The organism is Edaphobacter sp. (genome assembly GCF_028283685.1).
Lineage (GTDB): Bacteria > Acidobacteriota > Terriglobia > Terriglobales > Acidobacteriaceae > Edaphobacter.
In genome coordinates this window covers 316,991-333,807 of sequence record NZ_JAPWKF010000004.1, presented here as the reverse complement: position 1 = coordinate 333,807, position 16,817 = coordinate 316,991, and the positions used below count along the sequence as shown (strand labels likewise).

Annotated in this window: 20 protein-coding genes; 12 read left to right on the top strand and 8 right to left on the bottom strand. The window is 60.8% G+C overall.

The window, feature by feature from the left end; translation table 11 throughout:
• The first annotated feature begins 50 nt into the window (after nucleotides 1-50).
• The 4 genes from cyaY to PW789_RS06435 all read left to right on the top strand — a co-directional run bounded on the left by cyaY (nucleotide 51) and on the right by PW789_RS06435 (nucleotide 3,403).
• Nucleotides 51-401: an iron donor protein CyaY gene (gene cyaY, locus PW789_RS06450; protein ID WP_299373156.1), complete on the top strand. Its 351-nt coding sequence runs from the start codon at nucleotides 51-53 to the stop codon at nucleotides 399-401.
• A gap of 115 nt (nucleotides 402-516) precedes the next feature.
• Complete coding sequence (locus tag PW789_RS06445) at nucleotides 517-1,374, top strand: glycosyltransferase family 2 protein (protein WP_299373153.1); 858 nt, start codon at nucleotides 517-519, stop codon at nucleotides 1,372-1,374.
• Nucleotides 1,375-1,383: 9 nt separating this feature from the next.
• The gene (locus PW789_RS06440; RefSeq protein ID WP_299373150.1) at nucleotides 1,384-3,009 is read left to right on the top strand and encodes a M28 family peptidase; all 1,626 of its coding nucleotides are present in this window, start codon (nucleotides 1,384-1,386) and stop codon (nucleotides 3,007-3,009) included.
• A 34-nt stretch (nucleotides 3,010-3,043) separates the two neighbouring features.
• Nucleotides 3,044-3,403 carry a cobalamin B12-binding domain-containing protein gene (locus PW789_RS06435; RefSeq protein WP_299373147.1) on the top strand — a complete coding sequence of 120 codons (360 nt, stop codon included), beginning with the start codon at nucleotides 3,044-3,046 and terminating at the stop codon, nucleotides 3,401-3,403.
• A 47-nt stretch (nucleotides 3,404-3,450) separates the two neighbouring features.
• Here PW789_RS06435 and PW789_RS06430 read toward each other — a convergent pair whose 3' ends face one another.
• From PW789_RS06430 to PW789_RS06410, 5 genes are all read right to left on the bottom strand, one after another.
• Nucleotides 3,451-4,188, bottom strand: a complete 738-nt coding sequence (locus tag PW789_RS06430; protein ID WP_299373144.1) for an SDR family oxidoreductase — start codon at nucleotides 4,186-4,188, stop codon at nucleotides 3,451-3,453.
• A gap of 51 nt (nucleotides 4,189-4,239) precedes the next feature.
• Nucleotides 4,240-4,677: a thioesterase family protein gene (locus PW789_RS06425; protein ID WP_299373141.1), complete on the bottom strand. Its 438-nt coding sequence runs from the start codon at nucleotides 4,675-4,677 to the stop codon at nucleotides 4,240-4,242.
• 43 nt (nucleotides 4,678-4,720) lie between these two features.
• Nucleotides 4,721-5,500, bottom strand: a complete 780-nt coding sequence (locus tag PW789_RS06420; RefSeq protein ID WP_299373138.1) for an enoyl-CoA hydratase-related protein — start codon at nucleotides 5,498-5,500, stop codon at nucleotides 4,721-4,723.
• 163 nt (nucleotides 5,501-5,663) lie between these two features.
• The gene (locus PW789_RS06415; RefSeq protein WP_299373135.1) at nucleotides 5,664-6,437 is read right to left on the bottom strand and encodes a hydroxymethylglutaryl-CoA lyase; all 774 of its coding nucleotides are present in this window, start codon (nucleotides 6,435-6,437) and stop codon (nucleotides 5,664-5,666) included.
• 61 nt (nucleotides 6,438-6,498) lie between these two features.
• A complete protein-coding gene (locus PW789_RS06410) occupies nucleotides 6,499-8,223 on the bottom strand; it encodes an acyl-CoA carboxylase subunit beta (RefSeq protein WP_299373132.1) in 1,725 nt (574 codons plus the stop codon).
• 109 nt (nucleotides 8,224-8,332) lie between these two features.
• On the opposite strand from PW789_RS06410, the gene PW789_RS06405 reads away from it, so the two are divergent.
• A complete protein-coding gene (locus PW789_RS06405; RefSeq protein WP_299373129.1) occupies nucleotides 8,333-8,902 on the top strand; it encodes a hypothetical protein in 570 nt (189 codons plus the stop codon).
• Nucleotides 8,903-8,956: 54 nt separating this feature from the next.
• On the top strand, nucleotides 8,957-9,607 hold the full coding sequence (gene pncA / locus PW789_RS06400; RefSeq protein ID WP_299373126.1) for a bifunctional nicotinamidase/pyrazinamidase: 651 nt from the start codon (nucleotides 8,957-8,959) through the stop codon (nucleotides 9,605-9,607).
• On the opposite strand, the gene PW789_RS06395 is transcribed toward pncA, so the two are convergent.
• A complete protein-coding gene (locus tag PW789_RS06395) occupies nucleotides 9,597-10,208 on the bottom strand; it encodes an HD domain-containing protein (RefSeq protein ID WP_299373123.1) in 612 nt (203 codons plus the stop codon). The genes pncA and PW789_RS06395 overlap by 11 nt on opposite strands.
• Before the next feature lie 228 nt (nucleotides 10,209-10,436).
• On the opposite strand from PW789_RS06395, the gene PW789_RS06390 reads away from it, so the two are divergent.
• Nucleotides 10,437-10,970: a helix-turn-helix transcriptional regulator gene (locus PW789_RS06390; protein ID WP_299373120.1), complete on the top strand. Its 534-nt coding sequence runs from the start codon at nucleotides 10,437-10,439 to the stop codon at nucleotides 10,968-10,970.
• Between the two features lie 158 nt (nucleotides 10,971-11,128).
• On the top strand, nucleotides 11,129-12,046 hold the full coding sequence (locus PW789_RS06385) for an isoprenyl transferase (protein ID WP_299373117.1): 918 nt from the start codon (nucleotides 11,129-11,131) through the stop codon (nucleotides 12,044-12,046).
• Nucleotides 12,047-12,180: 134 nt separating this feature from the next.
• Here the strand turns inward: PW789_RS06385 and PW789_RS06380 are convergent, their stop codons facing one another.
• The gene (locus PW789_RS06380) at nucleotides 12,181-12,501 is read right to left on the bottom strand and encodes a DUF3861 domain-containing protein (RefSeq protein WP_299373114.1); all 321 of its coding nucleotides are present in this window, start codon (nucleotides 12,499-12,501) and stop codon (nucleotides 12,181-12,183) included.
• Complete coding sequence (locus PW789_RS06375) at nucleotides 12,502-12,837, bottom strand: PadR family transcriptional regulator (protein ID WP_299373546.1); 336 nt, start codon at nucleotides 12,835-12,837, stop codon at nucleotides 12,502-12,504.
• 46 nt (nucleotides 12,838-12,883) lie between these two features.
• Between PW789_RS06375 and PW789_RS06370 the strand changes: the two genes are divergently transcribed.
• The 4 genes from PW789_RS06370 (at nucleotide 12,884) to rseP (ending at nucleotide 16,703) form a co-directional block, all read left to right on the top strand.
• Entirely contained in the window at nucleotides 12,884-13,147 is a 264-nt protein-coding gene (locus PW789_RS06370; protein WP_299373111.1) for a hypothetical protein, read from the top strand.
• A gap of 84 nt (nucleotides 13,148-13,231) precedes the next feature.
• Complete coding sequence (locus tag PW789_RS06365) at nucleotides 13,232-14,095, top strand: phosphatidate cytidylyltransferase (RefSeq protein ID WP_299373108.1); 864 nt, start codon at nucleotides 13,232-13,234, stop codon at nucleotides 14,093-14,095.
• A gap of 28 nt (nucleotides 14,096-14,123) precedes the next feature.
• Nucleotides 14,124-15,311 (top strand): 1-deoxy-D-xylulose-5-phosphate reductoisomerase, encoded by a 1,188-nt coding sequence (locus PW789_RS06360; protein ID WP_299373105.1) that lies wholly within the window; start codon nucleotides 14,124-14,126, stop codon nucleotides 15,309-15,311.
• A gap of 39 nt (nucleotides 15,312-15,350) precedes the next feature.
• Nucleotides 15,351-16,703 (top strand): RIP metalloprotease RseP, encoded by a 1,353-nt coding sequence (gene rseP, locus PW789_RS06355; RefSeq protein ID WP_299373102.1) that lies wholly within the window; start codon nucleotides 15,351-15,353, stop codon nucleotides 16,701-16,703.
• Nucleotides 16,704-16,817: the final 114 nt, after the last annotated feature.

Sequence of the window (16,817 nt, the reverse complement as noted above, 5' to 3'; positions counted from 1 at the left end):
ACCGAAGTCACGGCTGGTGGGGACTCCCCGCAACCGGCTAAACTAAACCCATGCTCGATGAAGTCACCTTCCGCCGCGAATGCGATCGCGCCCTCGAATCCCTGAAGCAGTCCCTGATCCGCGCCGAGGACCAGAGCGACGCCGACGAGATCCCCTTTGAAACCGAAGAAAAGAACGGCGTCCTCAACGTCGTCTTCGAGCAGGACAACAGCAAGTTCGTCTTCACCCCCAACACCCCTGTCCGCCAGATCTGGATCTCGGCGCTCACCACCAGCTTCAAGCTCGACTGGGACGAGGCCGGAAAAGTCTTCCGCCTCCCAAAAACCGGCGAAGATCTGCTGATCCTCACCCAGCGGCTGCTGCGTGAGCACCTCGGCGACAATAGCATCTCCCTCTCCTGACGGAAGCCATCCTCCAAATGGGGAATGCTTCTTTTATGACAAAGACTCGACATTTGCTGTGGATGTGGCACAATCCCTCTATTGCCCCGGCATAGCCGAGGCCAGGCGGACTGGCATGTTCGTTGCACCCGATTCACGGCAGGATGATCTGAAGACAGAGACTGTCTACAATTCGCACCCCATCACCGAGCGCCCCCGCCTCTCGGTCGCCATCATCACCCTCAACGAAGAGCAGAACCTTCCGCGCACACTCGCCAGCGTGCAATTTGCGGACGAGGTCATCGTCGTCGACTCCGGTTCCACCGATCGCACCCTCGAGATCGCCCGGGAATACGGCGCCACGGTCATCTTCGAGCCCTGGAAGGGCTTCGCCCAGCAGAAAAACTCTGCCATCGAAAAATGTACCGGCGAATGGGTGCTCTCGCTCGACGCCGATGAAGAGCTGACGCCCGAGCTGCAGCGCGAGATCGCCATGCTGCTCAAAGGCACGCCGGATGCCGATGCCTACATGCTGCGCCGCCGCAATCTCTTCCTTGGGCGCTGGATGCGGTACGGCGGCTACTATCCCGATCCCAAGCTGCGCCTCTTCCGCAAATACTCCGCCAACTTCGCTCCCTCGGCACGCTTCACGGAGCGGCCCGTCCACGAGACGATGGCCTTTGAAGGCCGCCTGGAGACCCTCGAGCACGACCTCATTCACCACGCCTATCCCACCATCGAAAGCTACATCGAGCACATGGACCGCTACAGCACCCTCGGCGCCCAGATCTTGCTCGAAAAGGGAAAGACCGGGCGGTCGCTCTACGCCTTCATCCACAACATCTTCGTCATTCCGTCCTTCACCTTCCTGTGGAACTTCGTCTTCCGCGGCGGCTTCCGGGACGGACGCGAGGGTCTCCTGCTGCACCTGTATCACTCGACCTACACCAGCTGGAAGTACTCCAAGGCCTGGCAGATCGCCCGCAGGCGTTAGCCTCACTCTATGCGCCTGCTTCAGACGACGACTGCCCTCTGCCTGCTTTCGCTCAACCTCTTCGCACAGAATGCCGCCTCCCCTCCGGCAATCGACCGCGCAGCTGACCTCATCCGCGAACAGGACATCCGCGCCGACATCACCTTCCTCGCCTCCGACGCGTTGGCCGGACGCAACTCAACCAGTCATGAAGATCGCATCGCCACGGACTTCATCGCGTCTGAGTTCCTCAGGCTTGGCCTGAAACCTATCGGCGATAACGGCACCTACTTTCAGGAGATGGAGATCCTGACCGGCAACGTCGATCACGGGCACACCACTCTCGAAGCCACCATTGGCGGAACAAAGAAGGCCTTTGCATTCGGCTCGGACTTTCAGACTGTCCGCCAGAGCATTCGCAACACAAACAGCTGTGGCCGCCTTGTCTTCGCTGGATACGGCATCGATGCTCCCGAGTACGGCTACAACGACTTCGCCAACATTGACGTGAAGGGCAAGATCGCCATCATCTTCCTCCGTGAGCCGCAGGCCAACGATCCCTCCGCGAAGATGATGGGAACGCTCGACAGCTATCACGCCTTCAACTGGCAGAAGCTCGAGGAGCTGCGCCGACGCGGTGCTGCCGGTCTGCTCATCGTGCAGGATCGCGTCCCCCGCAACGTCAAGCCCATTCCTCCCACGTCGCCTCGACCCGCCGTGACGACGTCCTATGCCCTCGCTGGGGAGATGTGGGACATCCCGACCTTCCTCGTCAAGCGTGACGTAGCCGACCAGCTTCTCTCTCCCGGCGGCAAGACCGCCGACACGCTGCAGGCCGCCATCGATCACTCCCTGCAGCCGCAGTCGTTCGATCTGCCCCAGGGCAGCGCCTGTCTCAATAAGGCCTTTACTGAAATCGAATCGCACAAAGGCCGCAACGTCGTTGCGATGCTCGAAGGCTCCGACCCCAGGCTCAAAGCAGAGACCATCATCCTCACCGCGCACCACGACCACATGGGCGAGTCCGGCGGCCACATCTACCACGGCGCCGACGACAACGCCTCCGGCGTCAGCGGAATCCTAAGCGTCGCCCGCGCTCTAACCCTCGGCAATATTCACCCCAAGCGCAGCATCCTCTTCATCTCCTACGACGCTGAGGAGCGCATCTTTCTCGGTTCTTACTTCTACGTGACTCATCCCCTGATACCACTCGCCAGGACCGTCGCCACTATCAATCTCGACATGATCGGCCGCGACGAAAACGATGCGAACTGGCCTGTTCCTCCCGATCAGAATCGCAACATGGTCAACGTACTGGGCACGCGCTATAACCCCGGCCTGCGCGCCGTCATCGATCGCGAAAACAAGCCTGAGCATCTGAAGCTCGATTACAAGATGGACACCGTCGATCCCGATTCTCTCTGGTCGCGCAGCGATCACTTCTGGTTCGCGCCTCTGCACATTCCCCAGGTCGAATTCCAGACCGGCCTTCACCCCGACTATCACACCGAAAACGACACTGCGGATCGCATCAACTATCCCAAGACGACCCGCATCGACCGTCTCGTCTTCCGCTCAGTCGTCGACATCGCCAATGCTCCGAACCGCATCGCATTCGTACCGGCCGGTGCTCCACTCCCATCACAACATCCATGACGCGCTTCGACTTTGCCGCGTATACTTCGCTCGCATGACGAATGCTCCCATCCGCGTGCTCGTCGCAAAGCCAGGCCTCGACGGCCATGACCGCGGCGCCAAGGTCATCGCTCGTGCCCTGCGCGACGCAGGCATGGAGGTCATCTACACCGGCCTGCGGCAGACGCCGGAGATGATCGTCACCGCCGCCATCCAGGAGGACGTCGACTGCATCGGACTCTCGATTCTCTCCGGCGCGCATAATGCCATCGTCCCGCGAATCGCAAACCTCCTCCGCGAGCAGCATGCCGGAGACATCCTCCTCGTCCTCGGCGGCACCATCCCGGGAGGAAGACATCCCACGCATGAAAGAAAGCGGCGTCGCGGCCATCTTTGGCCCCGGTACGCCGCTTGAAACGACAGTGCAATTCATTCGCGACCACACCAGGCCGCGCGATCTGCTTACCAGCTGATCGCTTCTCCCAGATGAAAGAAACCGCCATTCGGCCCATCGGGACCGATCGTCGCCAGTTCCACCTCGGTCTTCGCGCCATCGACCACATCCATAGGAGCAGCGTCCGTACCCAGATCCGTCTTCACCCATCCCGGATGGGCGGAGTTCACCTTGATCTTCGTCCCCTTCAGCGCATGCGCCAGATGTACCGTGTACGAGTTCAGCGCCGTCTTCGACGAGTCATACGCCAATGCCTTCGCCTCATAAATCGGCGAACCTTCCGTCGCATGCAGCGTCAGTGACCCAAGAATGCTCGAGACGTTCACAATGCGCCCGGCGTCGCTCTTCTCCAGCAGGGGAAGAAACGCATTCGTCACGTCGATCACCGAGAAGAAGTTCGTATCGAAGGTCTTGCGCAGAACATCGTCGGACACTGCCGTCGCATTGTTGCCGCCGATCGGCTCAAACATCACGCCCGCATTGTTGATCAGGATGTCGAGCTTGCCGTACTCCTTCTCCACCTTCTCCGCAGCAGCCTTGATGTCAGCAGCATCGACGACATCGAACTTCACGGCTTCGGCATCGATGCCTTCCTTCTTCAAAGCCTCGGCCGCAGACTCGCCCTTCGCAAGATCACGGGCCCCGATGAGAACCGTGATTCCCTGTTTGCCCAGCTGACGTGCCGTCTCAAGACCGATCCCTTTGTTCGCACCGGAGATCAACGCAACCTTCTTCGCAGTAGCCATCTCTTCCACCTCTCGCGCCGCAGTTCACAGCGCCATCATTTCGACGAGCATCTATCTGATGAGCACTTCGGTAAAACGTTTCGCGTATTTCTCTGGAAGAGGCGCTTTTTTCATCTGCCGGTCCACAACCACGTGAACCGTCTCGCCCTCACACAACAGCACGGCATCATCAGATCGAACAATCCTGTAAGCGAACTTGATCACTGGCCCGCGCGCCGCCAGCAGCCGCGTCTCGATGACCAGCTCCTCGTCGTACCGCGCCGGAGATTTGTACCGCACAGAGACATCGACGACAGCAATCCCTACGCCGTCTTCACGCTCCATGGTTCGATAGTCCAGGCCCAGCGTGCGAATGAAATCGACACGCCCGATCTCAAACCACACAAGATAGTTTGCATGGTAGACCACGCCCATCTGGTCGGTCTCGGCATAGCGCACGCGAACGCGCGACTGACTGACGACCGGCTTCTTCTCTTCTGTTTGGATCATCCGTCCAGTCTATCGAAGATGCACGCCCCGAAAGGAGGAGTCGCTACCGACCCCATACCGGGGGACGTTTTTCCAGAAAAGCCGCAACCCCCTCACGAAAATCATGCATCCCGCGCCCTTCGGCGTTGGCAGTCATCGCATGCGTAAGCGCCGCGTCCAGCCACGCCTCGTTCTGCTTTGCCATCAGCTTCTTAGTCGCTGCCATCGACTGCGGGCTGTTCGCCTTCAGCTGCGCCGCCAGCACGCCAGCACGCTCGGCCAGTTCTTCCGCCGCAACCACTTCGTTGACCAACCCCATCTGCTCCGCCTCTTCCGAGGAGAACAGCCGCCCGGTCAGCAGCAGTCCCTTCGCCCGCTTATCGCCGATCTGCAGCGCCAGAAACGCAGAGACCAGTGCGGGTACGAAGCCAATCTTCACCTCGGTGAATCCAAACTTCACCCCATGCGCGGCCAGTGTAAAGTCACAGATCGTCGCCAGTCCGGTACCGCCTGCAACCGCGGCACCCTGCACCACGGCAATCGTCGGCTTGGGCAGTTCATACAAGGTGCGAAACAGTCGCGTCAGGCGTTCCGCATCCGCCACATGCTCGGCCTGCGACTTGTCCGATATCGCCTGCAGATGCTGCAGGTCGAGCCCGGCACAAAACGCCTCACCGGCTCCCGTAATCACCACCACACGGCAGTGTCCCGTCGCGGCCCTCTCAAGAGCAGCAATCAACTCATCCTGCATCTCCGGCGTCATCGCATTCCGACGCGCGGGCCGGTTCAGCATGATCGTCTTTACGCCGTCGTCTTCCGTTACCAGGATCGTCTTGTAGCTCATCTGCCCTCGCTCTTCGATCTGTGCCCCGCGATCGACTTCGCATGAATCCTAGCGCAACTGCATCTCTACTGCACCTTCGCTCCATATTTGCGAGCGATCTCCGCACTGGCGGACTCAAGGCCTTCCAGAGGACGCATCTCCGGAAGCTCCGCGCCCAAAGCCTTCAGCTCCTCCAGCAACATCTCCGTCGGAAGGTTGCCAAGCAGCACATCCTGCGCAAACGGACACCCTCCCAATCCGCCAATCGCCGCATCGAACCGCCTGCATCCCGCGTTATACGCCGCACGCACCAACTCCCGCGCCCCTCATACCGCGCATGCAGATGGACGCCGATCTCGATACTGTCATGCACCGCCATCACATCGCTCACAACATCACTGACGATCTTCGGCGTCGCCATGCCTACCGTGTCCGCCAGCGAAATCTGCCGCACACCCGAATCGATCAGCAGATCGCATGCGTCCACAATCTCGTCGATCGACCACGCATCGCCATAAGGATTTCCAAACGCCATCGAGATATACGCAACAACATCCAGACCCGCCTTGTAGGCCATCTCGCCCACACGCTCCAGCGCCTCAAGCGATTCCTCCGGCGTCTGATTCTGGTTTCGCTGCAGGAACCCCGGCGAAATCGAATAAGGAAACCCCAGCGTCTGCACCGACCCCGTCTTGATCGCCCTCTCCGCGCCCTTCGCATTCACCACGATCCCGATCACTTCGACATCATCGGGCGGATCAAGATAGTCCAGCACCTTCTCCGAGTCCGCCATCTGCGGCACCGCCGCCGCCGACACAAAGCTCACCGCATCGATATGCTTGAACCCGGCGGCAATCAGCACACGCATGTAATCGGCCTTGACCTCAGCCGGAATATGAACCGGAAGCCCCTGCCACGCATCCCGCGGGCACTCGATAATCTTCACTACGTTGCTCAACAGAAACTCCTCTCGTCACATTGAGCCTAACGAAGAATTCCGGCGTTGTCTTTGCCTCGTGTCACGTCTGCAATACCCCCGGATTAAACCGCGCCACCTCCGAATTCAGCGCACAAGCCTCCAGCGCCGTCATCAGAACCTCGCGCGTCTTCGCCGGATCAATAATCCCATCCACCCACATCCGCGCCGCGCCATATCGAGGATCGGCCTGCGCATCGTACGTCGCCTTAATCTCAGCGTAGATCGCCTGCTTCTCCTCCTCCGACAGATGTTTCCCGCCGCGCTCCATCTGCTTCACGCGCACCTCAACCAGCGTGTTCGCCGCCGAAGCTCCACTCATCACCGCATACCGCGCCGTCGGCCACGCGAAGATAAACCTCGGATCGTACGCCTTGCCGCACATCGCATAATGCCCCGCGCCAAAGCTGCCGCCCACGATCACCGTAATCTTCGGCACCACGCTCGTGCTCACAGCCGAAACCATCTTCGCTCCCGCGCGAATGATCCCGCTCCACTCCGCATCCTTGCCCACCATAAAGCCGTTCACGTCGTGCAGAAACACCAGCGGCACCAGACTCTGATTGCAATCCATGATGAAGCGCGCCGCCTTCTGTGCGCTCTCCGTATAGATCACGCCGCCGAACTCCGTGCGCTTTGTTCCTGCCTGCGGCCCCATCGCCACCGTCTGCTGTTGATGCACCTTCTGGTTCGCGACGATCCCCACCGCACGGCCGCCGATCCGCGCATAGCCGCAGATCACCGTCCGCCCAAACTCCGCCTTATACTCATCGAACTCCGAGCGATCCACGATCCGCGCAATCACATCGCGCATGTCGTACACATTCGTCGCCGCCTTCGCCGGATCAGGGTCCATCAACCCATACAAATCTTCAGCAGCAAATCGAGGTGCATCCTTCGCCGCGTCATACGCCACCACACTGAACGGTGCACCGGGCCGCTCCCCAATCTTCCCCACCAGCGACCGCAGCCGCGCAATACATAGATGATCGTTCGGCTCCCTGAAGTCCACCGTGCCCGAGATCTCCGCATGCATCGCCGCGCCGCCCAACTCCTCGGCGTCCGTCCTCTGCCCGATCGCCGCCTGCACCAGCGAAGGCCCCGCCAGAAACAGCCCCGAGCCCTCCGTCATCAGCACCGTATCCGTCATCACCGGCAGATACGCCCCGCCCGCCACACACATCCCCATAATCGCCGTGATCTGCGGCACCCCCAGCGAGCTCATCACCGCGTTATTGCGAAACACACGGCCGAAGTCATCCTGATCGGGAAACACGTCCTCCTGCAGCGGCAGAAACACCCCCGCCGAATCCACCAGGTACAGCGTCGGAATCCTGTTCTCCAACGCAATCGTCTGCGCCCGCAGCACCTTCTTCGCCGTCATCGGGAAGAACGCGCCCGCCTTCACCGTCGCATCGTTGGCGACGATCATGCACAGCCGTCCGCTCACGTGCCCCAGACCCGTCACAACACCCGCACCCGGAGCGCCGCCGAACTCCTCATACATCCCATGCGCCGCCCACAGTCCCAGTTCTGTAAGCTCCGTGCCCTCATCCAGCAGCAGCGCGACCCGCTCCCGCGCCGTCAGTCTTCCCTTCGCCCGCTGCGCTTCGATGGCCTTCGTCCCACCGCCCTGACGAATCGCCGTCTCCTGCTCCTGCATACCGCCCAGCAAGGCCAGCATTGCCCCGCGATTCGTAACAAATCGCGGTGACCTCACATCCAGCTTCGACTCGAGAGCACCCTCAGACTTCGCTTCATCAGGCATGACACCATCCACGAAAGACTCGCCAGCATAACATCTTAGCCATCATCAGCGCGTCCGTCAGTTTTCACGCCGACACATCGCCACGTGTACGCTGTCTCAAAGGAGAAGAATGAGGAACAAGACAGCTCTAACCGCCCTGGCTCTGATCACTGCATTCCCCTTTGCAGGCTGCTCCAAATCTCCAGCTGCTCCAAAGCCGCAGGAGACACCGGTCGCTGCCGCACCCACTCCTGCGGCTCCTGCACCTGAAACCGCAGCCGCATCCCCGGCCACCGACCAATCCATCGCCGACAACGTCGGCGACCCGGTAAAGTTTCACGAGCTCATGACCTCCCTGCAACAGGCCGCACAGAAACATGACCCATCGGCCATAGCCCCACTCATCAGGTATCCCATCGACATCAATCCGAATACAAAAAATGTCATCCATATTCGGACTCCAGAGGTCTTCATCGCGCAATACAACAACATCATCACGCCGCACATCGCCGATATCATCGCGAAGCAGAAGTACGATGACCTCTTCGTCAGCTATCGCGGAGCCATGTTTGGCGACGGCGAAGTCTGGATCACAGGCATCTGCAAAGACAAAGGCTGCAAACAGACCGACATCAAGATCAGCACCATCCAGAACACCTCAGGCGGCAGCAACCAGCCCCCACACACCGCTCCGCGCTGATCGCCGCCCCATATGCACCTGCTGGCCACGATGCCGTATGCCAAACTGTGTTTGATGAAGATCCAATCCACCGACGCCCTCCTCGTCATCGACGTCCAGAACGACTTCTGCCCACCCGTCGATGGAGTTGGCGGAGCTCTAGCCGTCACCGGCGGAGACGCCATCGTCCCCATCATCAACCGCCTCGCGCAGCGCTTCGAGCACGTCATCCTCACCCAGGACTGGCACCCCGCCGGTCACATCTCCTTCGCCTCATCCCACCCCGGCAAGCGCCCTTTCGAGACCACAGAGGTCGCCTACGGCACCCAGACCCTCTGGCCCGATCACTGCGTCCAAGGCACACCCGGAGCCGACCTACACCCCGGCCTCTCGATCCCGCACGCCGAACTCATCCTGCGCAAAGGCTTCCGCCGCGAGATCGACAGCTACTCCGCCTTTCTCGAAGACGACCACACCACACCCACCGGCCTCGCCAGCTACCTGCGCGAACGCGGCCTCCAGCGCCTCTTCCTCTGCGGCCTAGCCTACGACTTCTGCGTCCGCTTCTCCGCCATCGATGGCACCGCCGCAGGCTTCGAGTGCATCGTCATCGAAGATGCCACGCGCGGAGTGGATCTGCCAGGATCTATCGAGGAGACAACGACAGCTCTTGCGACTGCCGGCATCTCGAAGATAGTTTCAGAGCGCATTGAATCTAGCTGCTAATTCCGACCAGCCCCAACTCCCCCGCCCGCTCCTGCATCGCCTTCAGACAATTCCCCACATGCTCCTCCAGCGGAATCCCCAACAACTCCGCCCCCAGCGTCATATCCTCACGCTTCACCGCACGCGCAAACGCCTTGTCCTTCATCTTCTTCTTCACGCCCGCGACTTCAACATCCATGATCGACTTCGTAGGCTTCACCAGCGCGCACGCCGTCAGAAATCCCGCCAGCTCATCGCACGCAAACAGGGCACGCTCCAGGTGCGACTCTCGCGCCACGCCCGAATAATCCGCGTGCGCAAGAATTGCATTCAGCACAGGCTCCGGCCAGCCCAGCTCGCGCAGGTGCTTCACGCCGACAAACGGGTGCTCTTCCAGCGATGGATGCCGCTCATAGTCCATGTCGTGCAGCAGCCCGGCAGATGCATACTGCTCCGCAAACGCATCTGCCTCTGCGCCCGCCAGTCCCAGCTTCTCTGCCTCGCGCCTTCCATAGCTCTCCGTACACACTGAAACCGCCAGCCCGTGCTTGCGCAGCGACTCGCCCTTCGTCCACTCTTCCAGCAACGCCATTGCCGCATCTCGGCTAAATCCTGATGCCATTCGCTCTCCCCCATTTACCGGCTTCCTAGGCGCTATGACCTAGAAAGCGCCTCTCTCCAAGTTACTAGTCTGATTCCTTTCCGGCTTTTACCGGTTTTTGTGCCAATATTCAACGGGATTCTCTTGACTATCTGGTAACCCAGTGTCACTCTAGGCACATCACATTAGTCCGTTATCGGACGTGTGCTGCGGTTCCTTGCTCTGGGCCCGCCCGCGAAAAGACAACCTATGGCAACCATGATGGCACCCGTCGAGCAGCGTGAGGTTCTGCGCTGCGACCACTGCAGCCTGGTTCAGTTCCGCACAGTAAATTCGCTGTGCCGCCGCTGCCACAAATCGCTCGAGGTTGAAGAACCCGAGCCGGTTGTGGCCCCACTGGCTATTGTTCCTCAGGCAGCGCCTTCGTCAGACGGCCTGCAGGTTGCGAGTGCTGTGCGCGATCTGCGCCACGTCCGCAACCTGTCGCAGCGTCAGCTCGCCGCGCGCATGAACGTGCCCCGGACCTATATCTCCAAGATCGAGAATGGTAAGGCGATGCCGACCCTCTCGTCCCTGGACCGACTGGCCAAGGCGCTACAGGTGGACATCTCCACCCTGCTCCGCGACCCCAACACTCGCCATCGTGACGAGACGGCCGTTCTGATGAACGATCCCTTCCTCGCCGAGATTGCAGCCTACGTCTCGGAACTCGACAGCCTGCAGCGTTCCATCTTCCTGAATCACGTGCGCGAGCTGGCCGCCGGCCGCCGCCGCTCGGCTTAGGAAGACACTGTAACGTTGTAACCTCCTTTGGTGCCGTACCTTGGCCATTCAGCGCACAAGGTGCGGCACTCTCCGCACAGGAATGCTTTCCCCACAGCTGCCTCTTCGTTGCGAAGCCCCTCCCGGTGTGCTAGCGTCTTGCTTTGAGAGGTAGAGTTTTGCCGTTACAGACCCCCAGCCGCGTTCACGAGCTAACCCATGAAGAACAGGCCGTTTACCGGCAGCTGGATCCGTCGCGCATTCCCGAACATATTGCCATCATCATGGACGGCAACGGCCGCTGGGCCGGTAAACGTGCCCTGAAGCGCTTCCTTGGCCATCAGCAGGGAGCCGAAAGCGTGCAGTACGTCGTCGAAACGGCATCGCGCATCAATCTCCCCTTCCTCACCCTCTACGCCTTTTCGCTCGAAAACAATCTTCGCCGCCCCAAGACCGAGGTCAGCTTCCTGATGAAGCTGCTGAAGAACTACCTCATCGGCAACGTCAAGCGGATGAACGATAACAACGTCCGCACGCACTACATCGGCCGCACCTACGACCTCCCACAGGAGGTTCAGGACACGATGCAGTGGGCGATGGAGTCGACGGCGAAGAACACCGGCACCACTCTCACCCTCGCACTCAACTACGGCGCGCGGACCGAGATCGTCGATGCCGTCCGCCGCATCCTCACCGATCTCACCACCGAGGCTCACGACCGCGGCTGCTCGGTCGAAGATCTGCTCGGTGCCGGCGCCCTCGACTCGCTCGGCGAGTCGACCATCTCCAAGGCGCTCTATACCGCCGACATGCCCGATCCGGATCTCATCATCCGCACCTCGGGCGAGCAGCGCATCTCCAACTTTCTTCTCTGGCAGATCGCCTACTCGGAGATCTTCATCACCGACCGGCTCTGGCCTGACTTCCGCGGCATTCACCTGCTCGAAGCCCTCGCCGATTACCAGCGCCGAGACCGCCGTTTCGGCGGCCTCAACGATAACTCTGACGAGAAGATCGACTCGCTGCAGCCCGTCGCCGAGCTCGAAAGCGAGATCGCCAACGAGCTGGCTCCCCCGCGCGAGCTCACCCGCCGCTAGAATCACATTCCTTCAAGTAAAGAAGCCGTGCATCCCCAGGATGCGATCCCAGGATCCACGGCTCTAGTCGTTGGCATCCATAAATTCATCCTTGCCGGCGAAGCCCAGGCGAGAAACCTCCTGGCTCCTGCGCTTCACAGTAATCCACCCACTCCAGCCTTTTCTTTCTCCGGAGTCTGCTTCAGCTGCATGATGAAGTCACGGATCGCCGGACGAATGTTCGCGAACATCGGATCATCCTTGCGGATCAGCGCCACCTCGGCGAAGAGCTTCAGACCAATCGCCATCTGACGGGCCAGGTCTGCGTCGAACGTCATCCTCGACGTCGCCCGCTCGGCAATTGCCAGGATGTCGTCATGGTTGACGGCCTCGAAGCTCATGCTCTCGCCCTTCACCGGCTCTCCCTTGGCATCGGCGATCTTCTGTACAGTCACGCGATAACGATAGGAGTTCATCTAGATCCTCTCGATCTGCTTGGCTGCGGCGTCGATGATGTCCGTCACGGCGTGAATCTGCTCCGTCGTCAGCGATCCCATCTTCATACGTAATGCCATGCGAAGGTTCTCCACGGCACGCTCGATCTGCTGCGGCCTCTGACTGGCAAACTCCGTACGCGACTGCTGCATCCGGGCGAAGATCGCATCGACAACAGCCTTATTCTCAGCCAGAGCCTTTGCGCCATCCTCTGTGATCGAGTACAGCTTCCTCGTCCCCTCCTGGGCCACGCTCGCGTATCCCATCTCCTCCAGCATGGTCAGCATCGGGTAGACGATCCCCGGGCTCGGGAGCATAGTTGCCACCCATCCGCTCCTGGATCGACTTGATGATCTCGTAGCCGTGGCTCGGCTTCTCCGAGATCAGCTGCAGAATCACGTAGCGCAGATCCTGACCGCCGAACATGCGTCCGCCCCACGGGCCTGCGCCAAATCCGCGTCCGCCGCGTCCACCATGACGTCCCCGGCCAAAATCCTCAAAACGAGCCATCAGCCGCTCACGGGCACCGGCCATTCGGCCAAAATCCATCAGTTCAGCTTCACGTGGATCGCATCCTCCGCGAAAGCCATTGAAATGTTTGTTTCTCATATTTACTTCCTCCATTGAGGAAAACAATATCAAGATATATCTTGAACTGTCAAGATACTAAATCGTCCCTCCCCTCAACTGGATATACTTGTCTGGATCTCCATGAAGCGAATCCTCACCGCCATCGTTCTCATTGCTGCCGTCTTCGGCCTTATCTTCTTTGGACAGTTATGGATGATCACGCTCGCCGCCGCTATTGTGGCCGAGCTGGCCGCCTACGAATATCTGAAGCTCGCCGCCGTCGGTGCCGAGGCCCACGGCGCCCACCTCCGCATTCCGGTCTGGTGGATGGCCATCGCCTCCGCGATCGCCTTCGTCGTCACCCTGCCCAACTTCCCGGTCGACGCCCAGCTCCCCGTCCTCAGCGGGCTGACACTGATCCTCTTTGCCTGGAATGGCTTCCGCGCGCCCCTGCTTCAAGTTCTCCCGGACACCGCGCAAGGCCTCTTCGGCCTCATCTGGATCGCCTACCCCCTCTCGCTGGTTCCCCTGCTCTGGAAGAAGGAGGACGGCCCTGCGCTCGTGCTCTTCCTGATGGTCTGCGTCTGGTGCGGCGACATCGCCGCGCTCTACGTCGGCAAGGCCATCGGCAAGCACAAGCTCGCTCCGCGCCTCAGTCCCGGCAAGACCTGGGAGGGCAGCATCGCCTCCATCCTCGGTAGCATGGCCGCTGCTGGCATCGTCATCTGGGTCGGCGACGTCCTCACCGCGCGCGGCAACCTGATCCTGCACATCACCGAACCCGTATGGCAGACGCTCGTTCTGGCCGCCATTCTCAACGTCGCGGCTCAGCTCGGCGACCTGCTCGAGTCCGCCGTCAAGCGCGGCGCCGGCGTCAAGGACTCCGGCACCATGCTGCCCGGCCACGGCGGTATCCTCGATCGCATCGACGCCCTGCTGCTCGCCGCCCCCGTCCTCTGGTTCACCCTCGTCATCAAGGACTACCTCGGCCTCGGCCGCTTCTAGCCGCTTCAAGTCTGAGAAAATAGATTTCGTGAAAAAGCTCGCCATACTCGGTTCGACCGGCTCCATCGGCACCTCGACGCTCTCCATCTGCGAATCCTTCCCCGACCGCTACCAACCCATCGCTCTTGCCGCCGGACAGAACGTTGATGTCGCCTTCGCGCAGTGCCAGCGCTGGCGTCCGCAAGTCATCTCCATCGCCACCGAGCAGCTTGCCGCTCAGCTCGAGCAGCGTCTGAAGACCGAGGGCATCACCGGCATCGAGGTCGTCTACGGCACTGCGGGTACCGTCCACGTTGCGACCCTGCCCGAGGTTGATTTCGTCGTCTCCGCCATCGTCGGCGTCGCCGGACTCGAAGCGACCTACGCCGCCGTTCAGGCCGGCAAGACCATCGGCCTCGCCAACAAGGAGTGCCTCGTCGCCGCAGGCGAGCTCATCATCGCCGCAGCACAGCAGAACAATGTCGCCCTGCTGCCCATCGACTCCGAGCACAACGCCGTCCACCAGTGCATGCGCGGCGGCCAGGCCCGCGAGGTGCAGCAGGTCTGGCTGACCGCCTCCGGAGGCCCCTTCCGCAACACCCCGCTGGCCGACTTCGAGCACATCACTCCCGCCCAGGCTCTCAAGCACCCCACCTGGGTCATGGGCCAGCGCATCACCATCGACTCGGCCACCATGATGAACAAGGGCTTCGAGGTCATCGAGGCCTGCCGCCTCTTCTCGCTCCCGCCCAGCCAGGTTCGCGTCACCATCCATCCGCAGTCCACCGTTCACTCCATGGTGGAGTTCATCGATGGCAGCATCCTCGCGCAGATCTCTGTCACCGACATGCGACTGCCCATCCTCTACGCTCTGGCCTACCCCGAGCGGGTCGACGCCACCCCGGCCCCAGGTCTTAAATTCGACCTCGCCACGCTGAGCCAGCTGGACTTCTCCGCGCCCGACCTCAACCGCTTCCCCTGCCTCCGCCTCGCCTACGAGGCTGCGGCCACCGGCGGAAACGCCTGCATCGCCCTCAATGCGGCAGATGAGATCGCCGTCGCCGCCTTCCTCGAAGGTCGCATCCCCTTCCTCGGCATCCCCCGTACAATAGAGCAAGTGCTGAGCGAAACGCCCGCTGGTCATCCCTCGTCTATCAACGAGGTTCTGGATGCAGATCTTGCTGCCCGGGCCACGGCACGGAATCTAATCGCCAGCCAGCTTGCTGGTGTACGATAACCCGCACCAGCATCGCGAACGAGGTCCTGACTCTTCTTTATGTCCACCATCATTCAGCTTGGCATCGTGCTCGGCATCATGGTTCTTGTGCACGAATTCGGTCACTTCGCCGTCGCGAAGCTCTGCGGTATTCGCGTTGAAGTCTTCTCCATCGGCTTTGGCAAGCGCCTCTTCGGCTTCCGCCGCGGAGATACCGACTACCGCCTCTCGCTGCTTCCGCTTGGCGGCTACGTCAAGATGTCCGGCGACAATCCAGGCGAAGCGCCCACCGATCCCGGCGACTTCAACGCCCACCCGCGTTGGCAGCGCATCCTCGTCGCCCTGGCTGGCCCGTTCGCCAACTTCGTCCTCGCTCTTGCGCTGATGACCGGCGTCTCCATGCTGCACAACGAGGTCCAGGAGTACGTCTCCGGCCCGGCGCAGACCGACTACATCGCGCCCAACACCCCGGCAGCCAACACTGGCATCCACTCCGGCGACCTGATCGTTCACTACGACACCGTCGAGAAACCCACCTGGGACCAGGTAGCCATCCGCTCCCTGCTCAACATCAACCAGACCATCGCGTTCTCGTTCGTCCATGACGGCAAGCGCGTCGACACGAAGATGCTTATCGCCGCCAAAAACGGCCCGGACAACTTCTCGCTCGATCAGCTCGGTCTCATCCCCAAGATGCAGAATGGTGCCGTGCAGGTCTTCAGCCTCTCCGGCGAAGACAAACTCCCCGCTGCCCGGGCCGGTATGCAGCCCGGAGATAAAATCGAGTCCATCGACGGACTTCAGCTGCACTCCGTTCCCGCACTGCTCGCCTACCTCCAGGACACCGCCGGTAAGCCTGTCTCGCTCATCATCGACCGCAACGGTAAGATGCTCCCCATAAACATCACCCCCGTGCTCGGCGATGCCGGCGACGGCACGAAGTATTACCAACTGGGCTTCCGTCCCGTGCAGCCGCCCGTCAAGGTCGAGCGGCTTCCCTTCACCCAGGCGCTTGCCGCCTCATGGGACTACAACAAGAAGGGCTCGCTGCTGATCATCGAGGTCCTCAAGCGCATGTTCACCCGTCAGGTCTCGGTGAAGTCGCTCTCCGGTCCCATCGGCATCGGCCAGCAGATTCACCAGGCTGCATCCATGCCCGGCTGGATGCCCATCATCGGCCTGATGGCGTATATCTCCATCAACCTCGGCATCTTCAACCTGCTCCCGATCCCAATCCTCGATGGCGGAATGATCGTCTTCCTCCTCGTCGAATCCGTCCTGCGGCGTGATCTCAACCAGCAGCTGAAGGAGCGCGTCTACCAGGTCGCCTTCGTCTGCATCCTGGTCTTTGCCGCGATGGTCATCTTCAACGACATCAGCAAGCTGAATCTCTTCACCAAGCTGAAGCCCTAACGAAGATCGCTCGGAATAGCTACGATGACGCCCCGGAAGAGAAACGCAGGGATATGGCTGCATCTTGCAGTCCTCCTTGCCATCTCTTCCGGGGCGTTCTTCGCAATACATCGT

Excerpts from the sequence above, each read along its gene's own strand:
- PW789_RS06380 (WP_299373114.1), bottom strand. The coding sequence starts at position 12,501 with ATGAACTCCTATCGTTATCGCGTGACTGTACAGAAGATCGCCGATGCC.
- cyaY (WP_299373156.1), top strand. The coding sequence starts at position 51 with ATGCTCGATGAAGTCACCTTCCGCCGCGAATGCGATCGCGCCCTCGAA.
- PW789_RS06440 (WP_299373150.1), top strand. The coding sequence starts at position 1,384 with ATGCGCCTGCTTCAGACGACGACTGCCCTCTGCCTGCTTTCGCTCAAC.
- pncA (WP_299373126.1), top strand. The coding sequence starts at position 8,957 with ATGAAGATCCAATCCACCGACGCCCTCCTCGTCATCGACGTCCAGAAC.
- PW789_RS06435 (WP_299373147.1), top strand. The coding sequence starts at position 3,044 with ATGACGAATGCTCCCATCCGCGTGCTCGTCGCAAAGCCAGGCCTCGAC.
- PW789_RS06375 (WP_299373546.1), bottom strand. The coding sequence starts at position 12,837 with ATGCTCCCGAGCCCGGGGATCGTCTACCCGATGCTGACCATGCTGGAG.
- PW789_RS06390 (WP_299373120.1), top strand. The coding sequence starts at position 10,437 with ATGGCAACCATGATGGCACCCGTCGAGCAGCGTGAGGTTCTGCGCTGC.
- PW789_RS06410 (WP_299373132.1), bottom strand. The coding sequence starts at position 8,223 with ATGCCTGATGAAGCGAAGTCTGAGGGTGCTCTCGAGTCGAAGCTGGAT.
- PW789_RS06445 (WP_299373153.1), top strand. The coding sequence starts at position 517 with ATGTTCGTTGCACCCGATTCACGGCAGGATGATCTGAAGACAGAGACT.
- PW789_RS06405 (WP_299373129.1), top strand. The coding sequence starts at position 8,333 with ATGAGGAACAAGACAGCTCTAACCGCCCTGGCTCTGATCACTGCATTC.
- PW789_RS06425 (WP_299373141.1), bottom strand. The coding sequence starts at position 4,677 with ATGATCCAAACAGAAGAGAAGAAGCCGGTCGTCAGTCAGTCGCGCGTT.
- PW789_RS06365 (WP_299373108.1), top strand. The coding sequence starts at position 13,232 with ATGAAGCGAATCCTCACCGCCATCGTTCTCATTGCTGCCGTCTTCGGC.
- PW789_RS06420 (WP_299373138.1), bottom strand. The coding sequence starts at position 5,500 with ATGAGCTACAAGACGATCCTGGTAACGGAAGACGACGGCGTAAAGACG.
- PW789_RS06430 (WP_299373144.1), bottom strand. The coding sequence starts at position 4,188 with ATGGCTACTGCGAAGAAGGTTGCGTTGATCTCCGGTGCGAACAAAGGG.
- PW789_RS06395 (WP_299373123.1), bottom strand. The coding sequence starts at position 10,208 with ATGGCATCAGGATTTAGCCGAGATGCGGCAATGGCGTTGCTGGAAGAG.
- rseP (WP_299373102.1), top strand. The coding sequence starts at position 15,351 with ATGTCCACCATCATTCAGCTTGGCATCGTGCTCGGCATCATGGTTCTT.